Below are 14,281 nucleotides of genomic sequence, written 5' to 3'. Positions count from 1 at the left end.
AGGTATTCAGGAGAGCCCCGATGTCACGTGCCCCAATCGTCCGCGGTACCGCCGCGATCCTGCTCGCGTCGGCGCTGGCCGGGTGCGGGATCAACAGCGTTCCGACCGCCGAGGAAAACGCCAAGGCACGCTGGGCCGACGTCCAGAACAATTATCAGCGTCGCGCCGACCTCATCCCCAACCTCGTCGCGACCGTAAAGGCGGCAGGCGCGCAGGAGAAGGATATCCTCGTCGAGGTGACGCAGGCGCGCTCCGCCGCCAACTCGGTCCAGGTCTCGGCCGCCGATCTGTCCGATCCGGCGAAGATGGAACAGTATCAGCGCGTCCAGGGCGCCGTCGGGCTGTCGCTGCAGCGCCTGCAGGAGGCGTATCCCGAGCTGAAGAGCCAGGGCAACTACACCACGCTGATGAGCCAGCTCGAGGGCACCGAGAACCGCATCACGATCGCGCGGCGCGATTACAACGGCGCGGTGCAGGACTATAACACCAAGATCCGCACCTTCCCCGACGCGGTCGGCGCGAAGATCTTCTACGGTGCCAAGCCGATGGTGCCGTTCGCGGCGACCACGCCGGGTGCCGAAACCGCGCCGACGGTGAACTTCGGCAACGCGAGCTGATCCCGGGATCTGCGCGATGATCCGCTATCTCGTCACGCTGGCGTTCGCGGTGCTGCTGGGTAGCGCCACCCTCGGTTCCCCCGCGACCGCGCAGACCTTGCCCAAGTTCACAGGCTTCGTCGTCGATGCGGCCAATGTCATTCCGCCCGATCAGGAAGCTGCGCTGACCAAGCGGCTCGACGACCTGCAGAAGACGACCGGCAACCAGCTGGTGGTCGCGACGGTGCCCGATCTCGAAGGCTATCCGATCGAGGATTACGGCAATCGGTTGATCCGGGACTGGGGTGTCGGGCTGAAGGACGCCAATAACGGCGCGATCCTGCTGGTTGCGCCGAACGATCGGAAGGTTCGGATCGAGGTCGGCTACGGGCTCGAGCCGGTACTGACCGATGCGTTCTCCAGCGTGGTCATCAACCAGCAGATCCTGCCGCGCTTCAAGGCCGGGGACATGGCGGGAGGCATCGTCGCGGGGACGAACGCGGTGGCCGACCTGCTCGCGTTGCCCGATGCGGAGGCGCGCGCGAAGGCAACGGCCGCGGCGGCGGAGTACGATAAGACGCATGCCCGCAAGTCCTCGGGTGGCGGCGGCGTGCCGATCGGGCTGATCTTCTTCGGCATCGTCATGGCCGCGATCGTCATCCCGATGATTTCGCGGCGTGCCGGCGGACAGCGTTACACGGGTGGCGGTGGCGGCCGCGGTGGCGGCAGCGGCGCGTTGCCGATCGTGTTGTGGAGCATTGCCGATGCGATGACTCGCGGCGGCGGCGGTGGTGGCGGAAGCTGGGGCGGCGGCGGCGATAGCGGCGGCGGCGGCTGGGGCGGCGGTGGGTTCGGTGGCGGCGGCGGTGGATCCGGCGGCGGCGGCGGCGCATCGGGGGGATGGTGACATGCGGCTGAACGACACCGACCATGACCGCGTGACGACGGCGGTCACGCAGGCCGAGACCGCGACGACCGGCGAGATCGTCACGATCGTCGCGCGCCAGTCCGATTCCTACCACGACGTGTCGCTGCACTGGGCGGTGCTCGGGATGCTGCTGACGCTGGCGTTGCTGGCGTTCTGGCCGATCGCGGCGGACCACATCTATGCGCTGGTCAATCCTTGGGCGCAGGCACCGCAAGGCGCGCTGTACGTGATCGCGCTGGTGCTCGTGACCCTGGTGTTTCTTGGCGTGCGGCTGGTGCTGGCCTGGACGCCGGCACGGCTGGCGCTGACTCCCGGTGCCACCAAGGCGCGGCGGGTGCGGCGACGCGCGCTGCTGCTGTTCCGCGCCGGCGCCGAAAAGCGCACCAAGGGCTCGACCGGGGTGCTGCTGTATCTGTCGCTGGCCGAGCATCGGGCCGAGATCATCGCCGATGACGCGATCCACTCTCGCGTACCGAACGAGTTTTGGGGCGCGGCGATGGCGGCGGTCCTCGCCGGCGTGCGCGACGATCGTCCCGGCGACGGCATGGCCGATGCGGTCGCGCAGATCGGCGCGGTGCTGGCCGAGCATTTCCCGCGGACCGGTGCGCCGTTCAACGAACTCCCCGACAGGCTGATCGAACTATGAGCACGACCGCATGGGCCGGCAAATACATCACGATCCAGACCGAGGGGACATGGGAATTCGCCGCGCGGCAGGGCCAGATCGCGGCGGCAGTGATCGTCGCGATCGACGATGGCGACGTGATTTTGGTGGAGCAGTTCCGCGTGCCGCTGGGCCGCGCGTGCCTCGAACTGCCGGCCGGCTTGGTCGGTGACGAAACCGCGGGCGAGAGCGTCGCGGTGGCGGCCGGCCGCGAGCTGGAGGAGGAGACCGGCTACCGCGCGGATGCGATCGAGGATCTCGGCGTGTTCTACTCGTCGCCAGGCATGACCTCGGAATGCTTCACGCTGGTCCGCGCGACCGGGCTGACCAAGGTCGGGGACGGCGGCGGCGATGGCGACGAGAACATCACCGTCCACCGCGTACCGCTGGTAGACGTCCCGGCATTCGTAGCGGCGAAGCGCGCGGCGGGCGTGGCGATCGATACAAAGATGCTGCTGGTCCTGGCGGGGTCGATCCTCTAACCAGGAATTGTTTCCCCGCGAAGGCGGGGACCCAGACTGGGCTCCCGCCTTCGCGGGAGAACAAGGAGGCAAAGAGCGCCGATCGCGCTTAAGTTTGCGCTTATCTTCAACCCCTTCCGTCACCCCGGACTTCTTCCGGGGTCCACGGTTCCGCGTCGTCGACTGTCCGCGAGTGAGCGGAACGGTGGATGCCGGAACGAGTCCGGCACGACGGGGTGGGCGATAGGCGCGTCAGCTCAACATAATGGAGCGAAACATGCACCCCGAGCGCGCCAAACTTACTTGAAGTTGTCCGCGTAGCTCTGCAGCTTCAGCGTCTTCTGCGGCGCCGGAACGACCGTGTAGCCCAGCCCCTCGCGCTCGCAATGCGCGATTGCCGCCTGGGCGGTCGGGAAGAACAACCGCAGCTGGTCGCGTGTGTCGCCGCTGCCGGCCCAGCCGGTCAGCGGGTCGGGGCGCTTGGGCTCCGAGGGTTCGAATTCGAGCTGCCAGCTGTCGGTCCGGTGCTTGCCGGACTGCATGGCGTTCTTGGGGCGCTGGAAGATACGGGCGGTAGGCATAGCCCTCCCCTTATCGCGAACCGGCGGCCCTTGCATCCGCCTTTTTCGTGCGGAGTGTTGCAGACGCCGCGGCGGGGTCGTCGGGCCAGGGGTGTTTGGGATACCGCCCCCGCATTTCCTTGGCGACCGCGGTCCAGCTGCCGGCCCAGAAACCCGGCAGATCGCGGGTGGTCTGGATCGGGCGACCCGCGGGGGATGTGAGGCTGAGCACCAGCGGCACGCGCGCCTCGCCGATCGTCGGATGCACCGCGAGCCCGAACAGCGCCTGCACCCTGAGTTCGACGCGCGGGCCGCCTTCCGCTGCGTAATCGATCGCGTGCGTGCTGCCGGCCGGGCTGGTGAAGTCGGGCGGAGCGAGCCGTGTGATGGTCTGCATCGCGTCCCAGCCGAGCAGGTTCCGCAAGGCCTCCGCGAGCGCGCCCGGGGCGATCGCGTCGAGTCGGCGCTTGCCGGTCAGCAAGGGCGCAAGCCACTCGTCCGCGCGGTCGAGCAACGTCGCATCGTCGAGCGGCACGCCGGCATAGGCCGCGCGGTCGCGCAACGCCTGCGCGCCGTCGCTCCACGCCAGCAGCGCGAGGCCGTGTTCGCGCACGCCGTCGAGCAAGGCCGTGAGAATCGCACCGGGGTCGGCGCCGCTGTCGGGGCCGCTCGACAGGCGGATCGCCCCGAGCCGGCGTTCGCGCAGCGCCTGGATGCCGCCGGTCGTGGGGTCGAACGTGACAGAACGGCGCGAGTCGATGCGATCGGCGAAGAGGGTTTCGACGGTCGCCTGCTCGATCGCGACCGCGGACAGGATGCGCGCGCCGGCAGCCGAGCCCTGCGTATCGGCAACCGCGAGCCATTCGGATCGGGCGAGCGGTGAGGTTGGATCGAGCTTGAACCCACGCCCGCCGACCGAAGCCCAGGTCTCGCCGGACGCATCGCGGCGGCGCGCGACTCGGTCGGGAAAACCCAGCGCAACGCACACTTCGGCTCCCCCTTCCGTAGGCGGGAGGGGGTTGGGGGGTGGGCGCCCGCTCTCGACGTCGCGCGACGTGGATGGCGCGCGCCCACCCCCCGGCCCCCTCCCGCTAGCGGGAGGGGGGGCGAGCTTGGCCCATCTCTCGGCCATTGCGCGCGCCGCTTGCGCCTTGGCTCCGCGTTCCGTTTTCCATCTCCGGAGCCGCGTTTCGAGATCGACGTCCTGTCCGCCTATGCCGCGCTCGCCGAGCAGCACCGCGACCTGCGACGCGATCGAGGCCAGCCCCCGCTCCCATGCCCGCAACAGCATATGCGCGAGGCGTGGCGGCATCGGCAGTGTCGCGATCGCGCGCCCGTGCGCCGTCGGGCGGCCGTCCTCGATCGCCTCCAGCGTCGCCAGCCGGGCCATCGCCTCGTCGATCGCGGCGGCGGGGGGCGGGTCGATCCAGCGCAGGTCGCGCGGATCGCCGACGCCCCACAGCGCGCACGCCAGCACCAGCGCGGACAGGTCCGCCTCGAGGATTTCGGGCGGATCGTAGCGCGGCAGGCCAGCGGTCGCCGCTTCCTCCCACAGGCGATATGCCACGCCCGGCCCGAGCCGCGCGGCACGGCCAGCGCGCTGCGTCACCGCCGCCTGGCTCGCGCGCTCGGTCACAAGGCGGGTCATCCCTGCGGCGCGGTCGTAGCGCGGGCGCCTCGCAAGGCCCGAGTCGACGACGATGCGGATGCCGTCGAGAGTCAGGCTGGTCTCGGCGATGCTGGTCGCGAGCACGATTTTTCGCCGGCCGTCAGGCTCGGGCAGGATCGCGGCGCGCTGGGCTGCGGGATCGAGGCTGCCGTGGAGTTCGTGCAGGACAATATCGTCGGGCAGGTTCGCGAGCCGGTCCGCGGTCCGTTCGATCTCCGCGACGCCGGGGAGGAACGCGAGCACGCCGCCGTCCGATTCGGCCAGCGCCTGCCGAACGGCGGACGCAACCGAGTCCTCGATCCGCAGCTCCGCCTGTCGACCGATGTGCCGGAGCGTCAGCGGATAGCTCCTGCCTTCGCTTTCGATCACCGGCGCGCCATCCATCAACGCTGCGAACCGTGCGCCGTCGAGTGTTGCGGACATCGCGACGATGCGCAGGTCGGGGCGGAAGCCGGCCTGGACGTCGAGCGCGAGCGCGAGACCGAAATCGCCGTCGAGGCTGCGTTCGTGGACTTCGTCGAACAGCACCGCGGACACGCCCGCGAATTCGGGATCGGCCTGGATGCGGGCGACGAAGATGCCCTCGGTGATGACCGTGACCCGGGTGGCGGCGGAGCGCTTGCTGTCCATGCGCGTCGCGTAGCCGTAGGTCTGGCCGACGGGTTCGCCTGCGGTCGAGGCCATGCGTTCGGCCGCGGCGCGCGCCGCGAGGCGGCGGGGGGAGAGGAGCAGGATCTCGCCGGTGCACCAGGGTTCGGCGAGGAGCGCTGGCGCGACCGCGGTGGTCTTGCCCGCGCCCGGAGGGGCGACCAGCACCGCCGAGGTCCGGTCGCGGAGGGTGGCGAGCAGGTCGGGTAAGACTGCGAGGATCGGGAGCGGTGGCGCGGTCATCAAGGTCTGCTGCCACAAGGTGCGCCGTGGGGACAGCTTTGCGTCCGGTCGCTAACCGTTCCGCCGCGGAAGCGGGGGAACTGGAGGGGCATGAGTCTCGCGCCGGGCCCTCGCGATACTACCACCCCGGCGGAGGCCGGGGCCCAATTGGAAAGGTGGATGTAACGACGGACCGTCCGCGGTTACTGCCGTCCCCCAATTGGGCCCCGGCCTTCGCCGGGGTGGTGTGGAACGGGGCGGTCTCCCCCTCCCCGCCCGCTCCCAACCACCACCCCACCGAAGGCCGCTGGCAAGCGCGCGCGAACCTGCTAGATGCGGCGCCAGTATTTATGGCTTCCGATCCCTCCCACACCCCGACGACGGCGATGCGCCGCACGACCGACCGGCTGCGCGGCGGCATTGCGCGTGCCTGGTCCAGCCGCTGGACCAAGGCTGCGCTTGCGCTCGCCGTGCTCGGCATCGTCGCGATCTTCGCGTTCTGGCTGGTCGTCATGCGCGACCTGCCGTCGGTCGATACGCTGCGCACCTACGAGCCGCCGCTGCCGACCAACGTCCGCGGCATCGATGGCGAGCCGATCCATTCCTACGCGCGTGAACGCCGCGTCGAGCTGAGCTACGCCGAATATCCGCCGCTGCTGGTGAAGGCGTTCCTCGCCGCCGAGGACAAGTCGTTCTTCGAGCATCACGGCGTGGACTATCCCGGCCTCGCCGGTGCGGTGTATGATTACGTGACCAAGCTCGGCACCGGCAAGCGCGCCAAGGGCGGCTCGACGATCACGCAGCAAGTCGCCAAGAACCTGCTCATCGGCAACGCCTATTCGCCGTCGCGCAAGCTGCGCGAGGCGGTGCTGGCGTACAAGATCGAGGATACGCTGACCAAGCCGCAGATCCTGGAACTCTACCTCAACCAGATCGCGCTCGGGCGTAACGCGTTCGGCGTCGAGGCGGCGTCTCACGCCTATTTCGACAAGGAACTCGACCAGCTCGATCTGGCGCAGATGGCGTATCTCGCGATCCTGCCCAAGGGCCCGTCGAATTACGACCCGGTACGGAACGCCGAGCGCGCGATGATCCGGCGCAATTACGTGCTGAACCGGATGCTCGACAACGGCTTCATCACGCGCGCGCAGCATGACCAGGCGAATGCGGAGCCGCTGGGCGCCGTGCTGCGTCGCACGCCGAAGTTCGAGAGCGTCGGCGGCTATTTCGTCGAGGAAGTCCGTCGCCAGCTGATGGCGAAGTTCGGCGAGAACGCGAAGGATGGCCCGTACAGCGTCTATTCGGGCGGGCTGTGGGTGCGGACTTCGTTCGATGCGCGGTTGCAGGACCTGGCGCAGAAGGCTTTGCGCGACGGGCTGATCCGGTTCGATCGCGGGCGCGGCTGGAACGGGCCGATCCGCCATGTCGAGATCGAGGACGACAACTGGCTACAGCCGTTGCTCAACAGCAATATCGCGCTCGATTACGAGAATTGGGTCGCGGCGATCGTGACGGCCAAGGACGGCAACGCGTGGAGCCTCGGCTTCCGCACCGGCAAGACCGGCACGCTGCCGCGCTATGCCGCGCAGATGCCGGTGCGCGGCAAGGGCGGCAACGCGTTCGGCGCGATCAAGACTGGCGACATCATCGCGGTCGCACCCGAAGGCGGCGCGTTCGCGCTCAGGGCGGTTCCGAAGGTATCGGGCGCGTTCGTCGTCGAGGAGCCGGCGAGCGGCCGCGTGCTGGCGATGCAGGGCGGCTTCGACGACCGGTTGCAGGCGTTCAACCGCGCGACGCAGGCGATGCGACAGCCGGGCTCCACCATCAAGCCGATCGTCTATTCCGCGGCGCTCGACAACGGTATGACGCCAGCGTCGATCATCGTCGACGGGCCGTTCTGCGTCTATCAGGGCGCGCGGCTGGGGCAGAAATGCTTCCGCAACTTCGGCAATTCACGCGGTGCCGGTCCCCACACGATGCGCTGGGGCATCGAGCAATCGCGCAACCTGATGACCGTGCGGACCGCCGCACAGACGGGCATGCCCAAGGTCGTCGCGACCATCAAGAAAATGGGCGTCGGCGATTACTCCCCGTACCTCTCGTTCGCGCTCGGCGCTGGCGAGACGACGGTGGGCCGCATGGTCAACGCCTATTCGATCCTCGCCAACAACGGCAAAGGCGGCCCGCCCTCGCTGATCGATTTCGTCCAGGACCGTCATGGCAAGGTGATCTGGCCGGAGAATTGGCGCCCTTGCGACCGCTGCAACGCGCCCGACTGGGACGGAAAGCCGATGCCTCGCCCGATCACGCGCCAGCGCCAGGTGCTCAACGCGATGACCGCCTACCAGATGGTCCACATCACCGAGGGCGTCGTCCAGCGCGGCACCGCAGTGACGCTGCGCGATCTCGATCGACCGATGTTCGGCAAGACCGGCACCAACAATGGGCCGACCGACGTGTGGTTCATCGGCGGCACGCCGCAGTTCGTGGGCGGGCTCTACATAGGGTATGATACGCCGCGGAACCTTGGTGGTGCGGCGCAGGGCGGCACGCTTGCCGCACCGATCTTCAAGCAGTTCGCGGTGAAGGCGTATGAGAATTTACCCAAGCTGCCGTTCCGCGCACCGCCCGGCATCCGCATGGTCCGCATCGATCGTGGCAGCGGGCGGCCGGTCTATGGCACCTGGCCCAACACCGACGATCCGAAACCCGCGGTGATCTGGGAAGCGTTCAAGCCCGAGAGCGAACCGCGGCGTGCCGCGCGACGGTCCGATGCCGCGCCCGCCGCCGCCGCGACCACGACCGCGGTGAAGAAGGCCGAGACTCCGCGCGACAGCGATTTCTTGCAAAGACAAGGCGGAATCTACTAGCGCAGACCCTATATCGTCTTCCCGGCGACAGCTGGGATGACGGAATTTTTGGAGAATATCATGCGCGCCGAAGCGCAGGCTCACGTAGACACCATCAACGACGCGCTGGCGCTGCTGCGCCGCTTCCTCGACTGGGACCGCGCGCTGCGTCGTCTCGACGAGCTGAACGCGCGCGTCGAGGATCAGGCGCTCTGGTCGGACCCGAAGGCCGCGCAGGAGGTGATGCGCGAGCGTCGTCGTCTCGACGAGGCGATCAGCGCGACCCGCTCGATCGAGAGCGAGATGTCCGACACCGCCGAGCTGATCGAGATGGCCGAGGCCGAGGGCGACCTCGAAATGGAAGCCGACGGCGTCCAGGCACTCGCCGAGCTCGCCGCGCGCGCCGACAAGGACAAGATCAAGGCGCTGCTTGCGGGCGAGGCCGATGCCAACGACACCTATATCGAGGTGAACGCGGGCGCCGGCGGGACCGAGAGCCAGGATTGGGCCGGCATGCTCAGCCGGATGTATTCGCGCTGGGGCGAACGCCACGGGCTTAAGGTCGAGCTGGTCGACCAGCATTCGGGCGAACAGGCAGGCATCAAGTCCGCCACGCTGCTGCTCAAGGGCGAGAATGCGTACGGCTATGCCAAGACCGAGAGCGGCGTCCACCGACTCGTCCGGATCAGCCCGTACGACTCGGCGGCGCGGCGCCATACCTCGTTCGCGAGCGTCTGGGTGTATCCGGTCGTCGACGACAATATCGAGGTCGAATACAACGAGAGCGACCTGCGCATCGACACCTATCGCGCGTCGGGCGCGGGTGGGCAGCACATCAACACGACCGATTCGGCGGTGCGCATCACGCACATCCCGACGGGTATCGTCGTGCAGTGCCAGAACCAGCGATCGCAGCACAAGAACAAGGCTGAGGCGTACAACCAGCTCCGCGCGCGTCTGTACGAGCGTGAACTGGCAATCCGCGAAACCGCCGCGAACGCCGAGAACGCCGGCAAGACCGATATCGGCTGGGGCCACCAGATCCGCAGCTACGTGTTGCAGCCCTACCAGATGGTGAAGGACCTGCGCACCGGCGTCGTGTCGACCAGCCCGTCGGACGTGCTCGACGGCGACCTCGAGATGTTCATGGCCGCGGCCCTGTCGCAGCGCGTGACCGGCGAGGCGGTCGAGGTGGAGGACGTCGATTGAAACTGAGGGGTGCCCTTGCCCTGATGCTGTCGCCGGTCTTCCTGCTCGCGGCGTGTGACGGGACCAAGCCGCTGATCAAGCGCGAGGCGAAGGAACCGATGTTCCCCGCCGCGGACCGCCCGGTCGCGTCGATCGTCTCGGCCCGCTGGTCGAACGAGGAGGCGCGCGACCGGCTGAACGAAGCCGGCGAAGTCATGAACAAGGCGGATATCCGCAAGGGCATGACGGTCGCGGATATCGGCGCGGGCGAAGGATACTATACGATCCGCATGGCCGCGCGCGTCGGCAAGGACGGGCGCGTGCTGGCCGAGGACATCGTCGCGAGCGTGCGTGACACGCTGGCGGAACGTGTCGCGCGCGAGGATCTGGCGAACGTCAGCGTGAAGCTGGGCGAGGCGAACGATCCGAAGCTGCCCGATGCGAGCTTCGACCGGGTCGTGATGGTCCATATGTATCACGAGATCGAGCAGCCCTACGAGTTCCTGTGGCGGTTGCGGCCGTCGTTGAAGCCCGATGGGCTGGTCGTGGTGGTCGATGCGAACCGCCGGACGCAGGACCACGGCACGCCGCCCGCGCTGTTGAAGTGCGAGTTCGCCGCGGTCGGGTATACGCAGGTGGACATGGACGACATGCCCTCGGCTGGGGGGTATCTGGCGACGTTCAAGGCGACCGGGCCGAGGCCGGCGCCGGAGGCGATCCGGGCGTGCCGGCTGGGGTGAATTTCGGTTCCTAGTTATGGCCTTTCCAGATGCACCACCCCGGCGAAGGCCGGGGTCCAATTGGCACACGCTGCTGACAGAACGCTGACTGCCGTTACATAGACCTTTCCAATTGGGCCCCGGCCTCCGCCGGGGTGGTAGCAGGGAGGAGCACGACCTCTCACACCACCCCCATTGCCCGCAGGCTCGTCACCCGCTCCCCCGCGATCACGAGGTGATCCAGCAACACCACCTCCAACGTCCGCAACCCCGCCGCAAGCGCCCGCGTAAACGCCAGGTCCCGCGCACTCGGCGTCGCATCCCCACTGGGGTGGTTGTGCGCCATCACCACTCCGACCGCATCGAACGTCAGCGCATCCGCCGCGATTCGACGGATCGAGACCGCCACCTGGTCTCTCCCGCCTGCGACATGCCGCATCCCGAGAAGCCTCCGATTCGGATCAAGATACGCGACCGCGACCATCTCCACGCCGGCCCCGCCCAATCCCGCGAACAAGGCGCGCGCCTCGGCCAAGTCGGCGATAGGGCGGCGAGGGACGGGTAACGGCAGCACATACCCGCCTGCCCCGCGGCACTGGCCACCGCACGCGCAACTACATCCGCTTGAGCCCGCCCGCACACCCGACTACGCACCGATGATGCGCCAATATCTAGACCTCATGGACCGCGTGCTCTCGACCGGCGTCGAGACGATGGACCGCACCGGCACCGGCACGCTCAGCGTGTTCGGCGCGCAGATGCGGTTCGACCTCGCTCAGGGCTTCCCGGTCCTCACCACGAAGAAGCTCCACCTCCGCTCGATCATTGTCGAACTCCTGTGGTTCCTGCGGGGCGACACCAACGTCCGCTGGTTGCAGGAGCGCAAGGTCGCGATCTGGGATGAATGGGCGGACGAGACCGGCGATCTCGGCCCGGTCTACGGCAAGCAATGGCGCGATTGGATCACCGCGGACGGCCGCCATATCGACCAGATCGCCGAGCTGATCGACCAGATCAAGACCAACCCCGCCTCGCGCCGCCAGATCGTCAGCGCGTGGAACCCGGGCGACCTGCACGCGATGGCGCTCGCGCCGTGCCACTGCCTGTTCCAGACGCATGTTGCGAACGGCAAGCTCTCGCTCCAGCTCTACCAGCGCTCGGGCGACATCTTCCTCGGCGTGCCGTTCAACATCGCCAGCTACGCGCTGCTCACGCATATCCTCGCGCAGCAATGCGGGCTGGAGGTCGGCGAGTTCATCTGGACCGGCGGCGATTGCCACCTCTATTCGAACCATCTCGAGCAGGCGCAACTGCAACTGACGCGCTCCCCCGGTCCGCTCCCGCGACTCGAAATCCTGCGCAGGCCGGAGTCGATCGATGCCTATGAATATGAGGATTTCGTGCTCCACGACTACGTCGCGCAACCGCATATCAAGGCGCCGGTCGCGGTCTGAACAGAGAGCGAATCGCAATAGGAACTTGCAGCAGCGCGCCCGGTTGACCGTCCGAACCTATTCGGAAGGCCTATCATGGACATCACCCAGCTCATCCTCGACGAACACGCGCAGCAGCGCGCCCTGTTCGCGCAGATCGATTCGATCGACGCCAAGGACACCGAAGCGCTGTCGGCGCTCTGGACTCGCCTCAAGAACCTGCTCGACGCGCATGCCGAGGCGGAAGAGCGCTTCTTCTACCCCCGGTTGATGAAGATCGGCACCGGCGGCAACGACGCCGACTCGGCCGCCGAGGAGACCGAGGACGCGATCGAGGATCACAACGATATCCGCGACACGGGCGAGGCAGTCGACAAGCACCCGGTCGGCTCGGACGCGTGGTTCGAGGCGGTTGGCGAGTGCAACAAGGCGAACAGCGATCACCTCGCCGAGGAAGAACGCCAGGGCCTGACCGATTTCCGCAAGCACGCTACGTTGGAAGAACGGCATGAGTTGGGTGTGCGGTTCGCGGCATTCGAGGCCAACCATCTGAACGGGGTGAAGGTCGTGGACAAGGATCCCGAGGCGTATGTGACGGAGCATGCGGACTGATTTAACCGGTACCGCGCCGGCGTAAGACCGCACAACGCGGGCACTCCTCCCCCGTCACCCCGGACTTGCTACGGGGTCCACCGTTCCGCCCACTCGAACGCTTGGAGATCGCGGAACCGCGGATGCCGGAACAAGTCCGGCATGAGGGGGGGCACGGAGGTACCTGTAGCTCTCAAACCCCGAATCCGGCATGACGCCGCGATGATCACCTTCTACCTCGCCCGCGCCAGCAACGGCGTGATCGGCCGCGACGGGCAACTGCCGTGGCGCATCCCCGCCGATCTCAAGCGTTTCAAGGCGCTGACGATGGGCAAGCCGATGGTCATGGGGCGCAAGACGTTCGAGAGCTTCCCGAGACCCCTCCCCGGCCGCCGCCACATCGTCCTCACGCGCGGCGACTGGACTGCGGAGGGTGCGGAGGTGGCACACTCGGTCGACGAGGCGCTGGCAATGGCAGGCGACGATGTCGCGGTGATCGGCGGTGCACAGATCTATGCGCAGTTGCTCTCCCACGCGGACCGCATCGAACTGACCGAAGTCCAGACCGAACCCGAGGGCGACGCAACCGTCTCCGCGTTTGAGGGCTGGACCGAAATTGCGCGAGAAGATCACCCCGCCGAAGCCGATCGGCCCGCCTACAGCTTCGTCACCCTCACCCGCCGCTAGGATTGTTCTCCCGCGAAGGCGGGAGCCCAGACTGGACTCCCGCCTTCGCGGGAGAACAAGAGGTGTAGCGCCGCCCTCGCCACACCCGTATAGCCCGGCCCCATGCAGCGGCTAGACGGCGGTGCGCCCATCCCCCCGCAGCTTGCGAACGGGATCGTCGCGCTCGGTAATTTCGACGGATTTCACCTTGGTCACCAGGCGGTGGTCGCGCGCGCGATCGCGTGGGCCAAGGCCGAAGGTCGCCCCGCGCTGGTGGCGACGTTCGATCCGCATCCGGTCCGCCATTTCCGCCCCGATACCGCGCCGTTCCGCCTCACGACGCTGGACCAGCGCGAGCGCTTGTTCGCGGACGCCGGCGCCGATGCGATGGTGGTGTTCCACTTCGACGGCGATCTTGCCGCGCTGACCGCCGAGCAGTTCATCGCCGACCGGCTCGAACGCAACCTGCGGATCGGCGGCGTGGTGACCGGCGAGGACTTCACTTTCGGCCATGCCAAGAGCGGCACCGTCCATACGCTCGCATCGCGCGGGCCTGCGCACGGCTTTCGCGCGGAGACGGTCGGGGCGGTCGCGTTCGACGGCGAGACGGTATCCTCCACCCGCATCCGCGACGCGCTGCGCACCGGCGACATGGCCACCGCGACGCGCCTCCTGACGCGGGCGTTCGCAATCGAGGGCGTCGTGCAGCACGGCGACAAGGTCGGCCGCACGATCGGCTATCCAACCGCGAACATCGACATGGGGAATTACCTTCGTCCGGCGTACGGAATCTACGCGGTGACCGGCCGGCTGGAAGACGGGCGCGTGCTGAAGGGCGCGGCAAATCTCGGCATCCGCCCGAGCTTCGATCCGCCAAAGGAATTGCTGGAGCCGCATTTCTTCGACGTCTCGGAGGATCTGTACGGCCAGACGATCGAGGTCGCGCTGATCGACTATCTCCGGCCCGAGGCGAAGTTCGACAGCCTCGACGCGCTGATCACGCAGATGGACGCCGACTGCGCGCGCGCTCGGGCGATCCTCGGTCTCTGATCCCGTCACCCCAGCGAAAGCTGGGGTATCCCCGTAA

The 14,281-nt window shown here is 67.8% G+C and carries 14 protein-coding genes; 11 read left to right on the top strand and 3 right to left on the bottom strand.

What is annotated here, in order from left to right; all coding sequences use genetic code 11:
* Positions 1 to 20: 20 nt before the first annotated feature.
* The 4 genes from EQZ23_RS09050 to EQZ23_RS09035 are packed head-to-tail and all read left to right on the top strand — an operon-like array spanning position 21 to position 2,670.
* Positions 21 to 617 (top strand): LemA family protein, encoded by a 597-nt coding sequence (locus EQZ23_RS09050; protein WP_128454113.1) that lies wholly within the window; start codon positions 21 to 23, stop codon positions 615 to 617.
* Between the two features lie 16 nt (positions 618 to 633).
* Positions 634 to 1,503: a TPM domain-containing protein gene (locus tag EQZ23_RS09045; protein ID WP_128454112.1), complete on the top strand. Its 870-nt coding sequence runs from the start codon at positions 634 to 636 to the stop codon at positions 1,501 to 1,503.
* A gap of 1 nt (position 1,504) precedes the next feature.
* The gene (locus EQZ23_RS09040) at positions 1,505 to 2,170 is read left to right on the top strand and encodes a hypothetical protein (protein WP_128454111.1); all 666 of its coding nucleotides are present in this window, start codon (positions 1,505 to 1,507) and stop codon (positions 2,168 to 2,170) included.
* Positions 2,167 to 2,670: an NUDIX hydrolase gene (locus tag EQZ23_RS09035; RefSeq protein WP_128454110.1), complete on the top strand. Its 504-nt coding sequence runs from the start codon at positions 2,167 to 2,169 to the stop codon at positions 2,668 to 2,670. Before EQZ23_RS09040 ends, EQZ23_RS09035 begins: the two co-directional genes overlap by 4 nt.
* Positions 2,671 to 2,948: 278 nt before the next feature.
* Here EQZ23_RS09035 and EQZ23_RS09030 read toward each other — a convergent pair whose 3' ends face one another.
* Positions 2,949 to 3,230 (bottom strand): ETC complex I subunit, encoded by a 282-nt coding sequence (locus EQZ23_RS09030; RefSeq protein ID WP_128454109.1) that lies wholly within the window; start codon positions 3,228 to 3,230, stop codon positions 2,949 to 2,951.
* 10 nt (positions 3,231 to 3,240) lie between these two features.
* The gene (hrpB, locus tag EQZ23_RS09025; RefSeq protein WP_128454108.1) at positions 3,241 to 5,769 is read right to left on the bottom strand and encodes an ATP-dependent helicase HrpB; all 2,529 of its coding nucleotides are present in this window, start codon (positions 5,767 to 5,769) and stop codon (positions 3,241 to 3,243) included.
* A gap of 365 nt (positions 5,770 to 6,134) precedes the next feature.
* Between hrpB and EQZ23_RS09020 the strand changes: the two genes are divergently transcribed.
* Genes EQZ23_RS09020 through EQZ23_RS09010 form a run of 3 tightly spaced genes read left to right on the top strand, consistent with a single transcriptional unit; the run spans position 6,135 to position 10,525 of the window.
* Complete coding sequence (locus tag EQZ23_RS09020; RefSeq protein ID WP_128454107.1) at positions 6,135 to 8,618, top strand: transglycosylase domain-containing protein; 2,484 nt, start codon at positions 6,135 to 6,137, stop codon at positions 8,616 to 8,618.
* Between the two features lie 60 nt (positions 8,619 to 8,678).
* On the top strand, positions 8,679 to 9,806 hold the full coding sequence (gene prfB, locus EQZ23_RS09015) for a peptide chain release factor 2 (RefSeq protein ID WP_128454707.1): 1,128 nt from the start codon (positions 8,679 to 8,681) through the stop codon (positions 9,804 to 9,806).
* A gap of 23 nt (positions 9,807 to 9,829) precedes the next feature.
* Positions 9,830 to 10,525 carry a methyltransferase domain-containing protein gene (locus tag EQZ23_RS09010; protein ID WP_128454706.1) on the top strand — a complete coding sequence of 232 codons (696 nt, stop codon included), beginning with the start codon at positions 9,830 to 9,832 and terminating at the stop codon, positions 10,523 to 10,525.
* 160 nt (positions 10,526 to 10,685) lie between these two features.
* Here the strand turns inward: EQZ23_RS09010 and EQZ23_RS09005 are convergent, their stop codons facing one another.
* Positions 10,686 to 11,039, bottom strand: coding sequence for a JAB domain-containing protein (locus tag EQZ23_RS09005; protein ID WP_240663439.1), 354 nt, complete (start codon positions 11,037 to 11,039; stop codon positions 10,686 to 10,688).
* A gap of 124 nt (positions 11,040 to 11,163) precedes the next feature.
* Between EQZ23_RS09005 and EQZ23_RS09000 the strand changes: the two genes are divergently transcribed.
* The 4 genes from EQZ23_RS09000 to EQZ23_RS08985 all read left to right on the top strand — a co-directional run bounded on the left by EQZ23_RS09000 (position 11,164) and on the right by EQZ23_RS08985 (position 14,244).
* On the top strand, positions 11,164 to 11,958 hold the full coding sequence (locus tag EQZ23_RS09000; protein ID WP_128454106.1) for a thymidylate synthase: 795 nt from the start codon (positions 11,164 to 11,166) through the stop codon (positions 11,956 to 11,958).
* Between the two features lie 75 nt (positions 11,959 to 12,033).
* On the top strand, positions 12,034 to 12,549 hold the full coding sequence (locus EQZ23_RS08995) for a hemerythrin domain-containing protein (RefSeq protein ID WP_128454105.1): 516 nt from the start codon (positions 12,034 to 12,036) through the stop codon (positions 12,547 to 12,549).
* A gap of 201 nt (positions 12,550 to 12,750) precedes the next feature.
* On the top strand, positions 12,751 to 13,215 hold the full coding sequence (locus tag EQZ23_RS08990; protein WP_128454104.1) for a dihydrofolate reductase: 465 nt from the start codon (positions 12,751 to 12,753) through the stop codon (positions 13,213 to 13,215).
* Positions 13,216 to 13,317: 102 nt separating this feature from the next.
* Positions 13,318 to 14,244, top strand: coding sequence for a bifunctional riboflavin kinase/FAD synthetase (locus EQZ23_RS08985; protein WP_128454103.1), 927 nt, complete (start codon positions 13,318 to 13,320; stop codon positions 14,242 to 14,244).
* Positions 14,245 to 14,281 lie beyond the last annotated feature (37 nt).

The organism is Sphingomonas sp. UV9 (assembly GCF_004101245.1).
Lineage (GTDB): Bacteria > Pseudomonadota > Alphaproteobacteria > Sphingomonadales > Sphingomonadaceae > Sphingomonas.
This window is presented reverse-complemented; position numbering and strand designations above follow the sequence as displayed.

Bases quoted from the DNA above. Each gene is read 5' to 3' on its own strand.
- EQZ23_RS09050 (WP_128454113.1), top strand. From the start codon at position 21: ATGTCACGTGCCCCAATCGTCCGCGGTACCGCCGCGATCCTGCTCGCG.
- EQZ23_RS09045 (WP_128454112.1), top strand. From the start codon at position 634: ATGATCCGCTATCTCGTCACGCTGGCGTTCGCGGTGCTGCTGGGTAGC.
- EQZ23_RS09040 (WP_128454111.1), top strand. From the start codon at position 1,505: ATGCGGCTGAACGACACCGACCATGACCGCGTGACGACGGCGGTCACG.
- EQZ23_RS09035 (WP_128454110.1), top strand. From the start codon at position 2,167: ATGAGCACGACCGCATGGGCCGGCAAATACATCACGATCCAGACCGAG.
- EQZ23_RS09030 (WP_128454109.1), bottom strand. From the start codon at position 3,230: ATGCCTACCGCCCGTATCTTCCAGCGCCCCAAGAACGCCATGCAGTCC.
- hrpB (WP_128454108.1), bottom strand. From the start codon at position 5,769: ATGACCGCGCCACCGCTCCCGATCCTCGCAGTCTTACCCGACCTGCTC.
- EQZ23_RS09020 (WP_128454107.1), top strand. From the start codon at position 6,135: ATGCGCCGCACGACCGACCGGCTGCGCGGCGGCATTGCGCGTGCCTGG.
- prfB (WP_128454707.1), top strand. From the start codon at position 8,679: ATGCGCGCCGAAGCGCAGGCTCACGTAGACACCATCAACGACGCGCTG.
- EQZ23_RS09010 (WP_128454706.1), top strand. From the start codon at position 9,830: ATGCTGTCGCCGGTCTTCCTGCTCGCGGCGTGTGACGGGACCAAGCCG.
- EQZ23_RS09000 (WP_128454106.1), top strand. From the start codon at position 11,164: ATGCGCCAATATCTAGACCTCATGGACCGCGTGCTCTCGACCGGCGTC.
- EQZ23_RS08995 (WP_128454105.1), top strand. From the start codon at position 12,034: ATGGACATCACCCAGCTCATCCTCGACGAACACGCGCAGCAGCGCGCC.
- EQZ23_RS08990 (WP_128454104.1), top strand. From the start codon at position 12,751: ATGATCACCTTCTACCTCGCCCGCGCCAGCAACGGCGTGATCGGCCGC.
- EQZ23_RS08985 (WP_128454103.1), top strand. From the start codon at position 13,318: ATGCAGCGGCTAGACGGCGGTGCGCCCATCCCCCCGCAGCTTGCGAAC.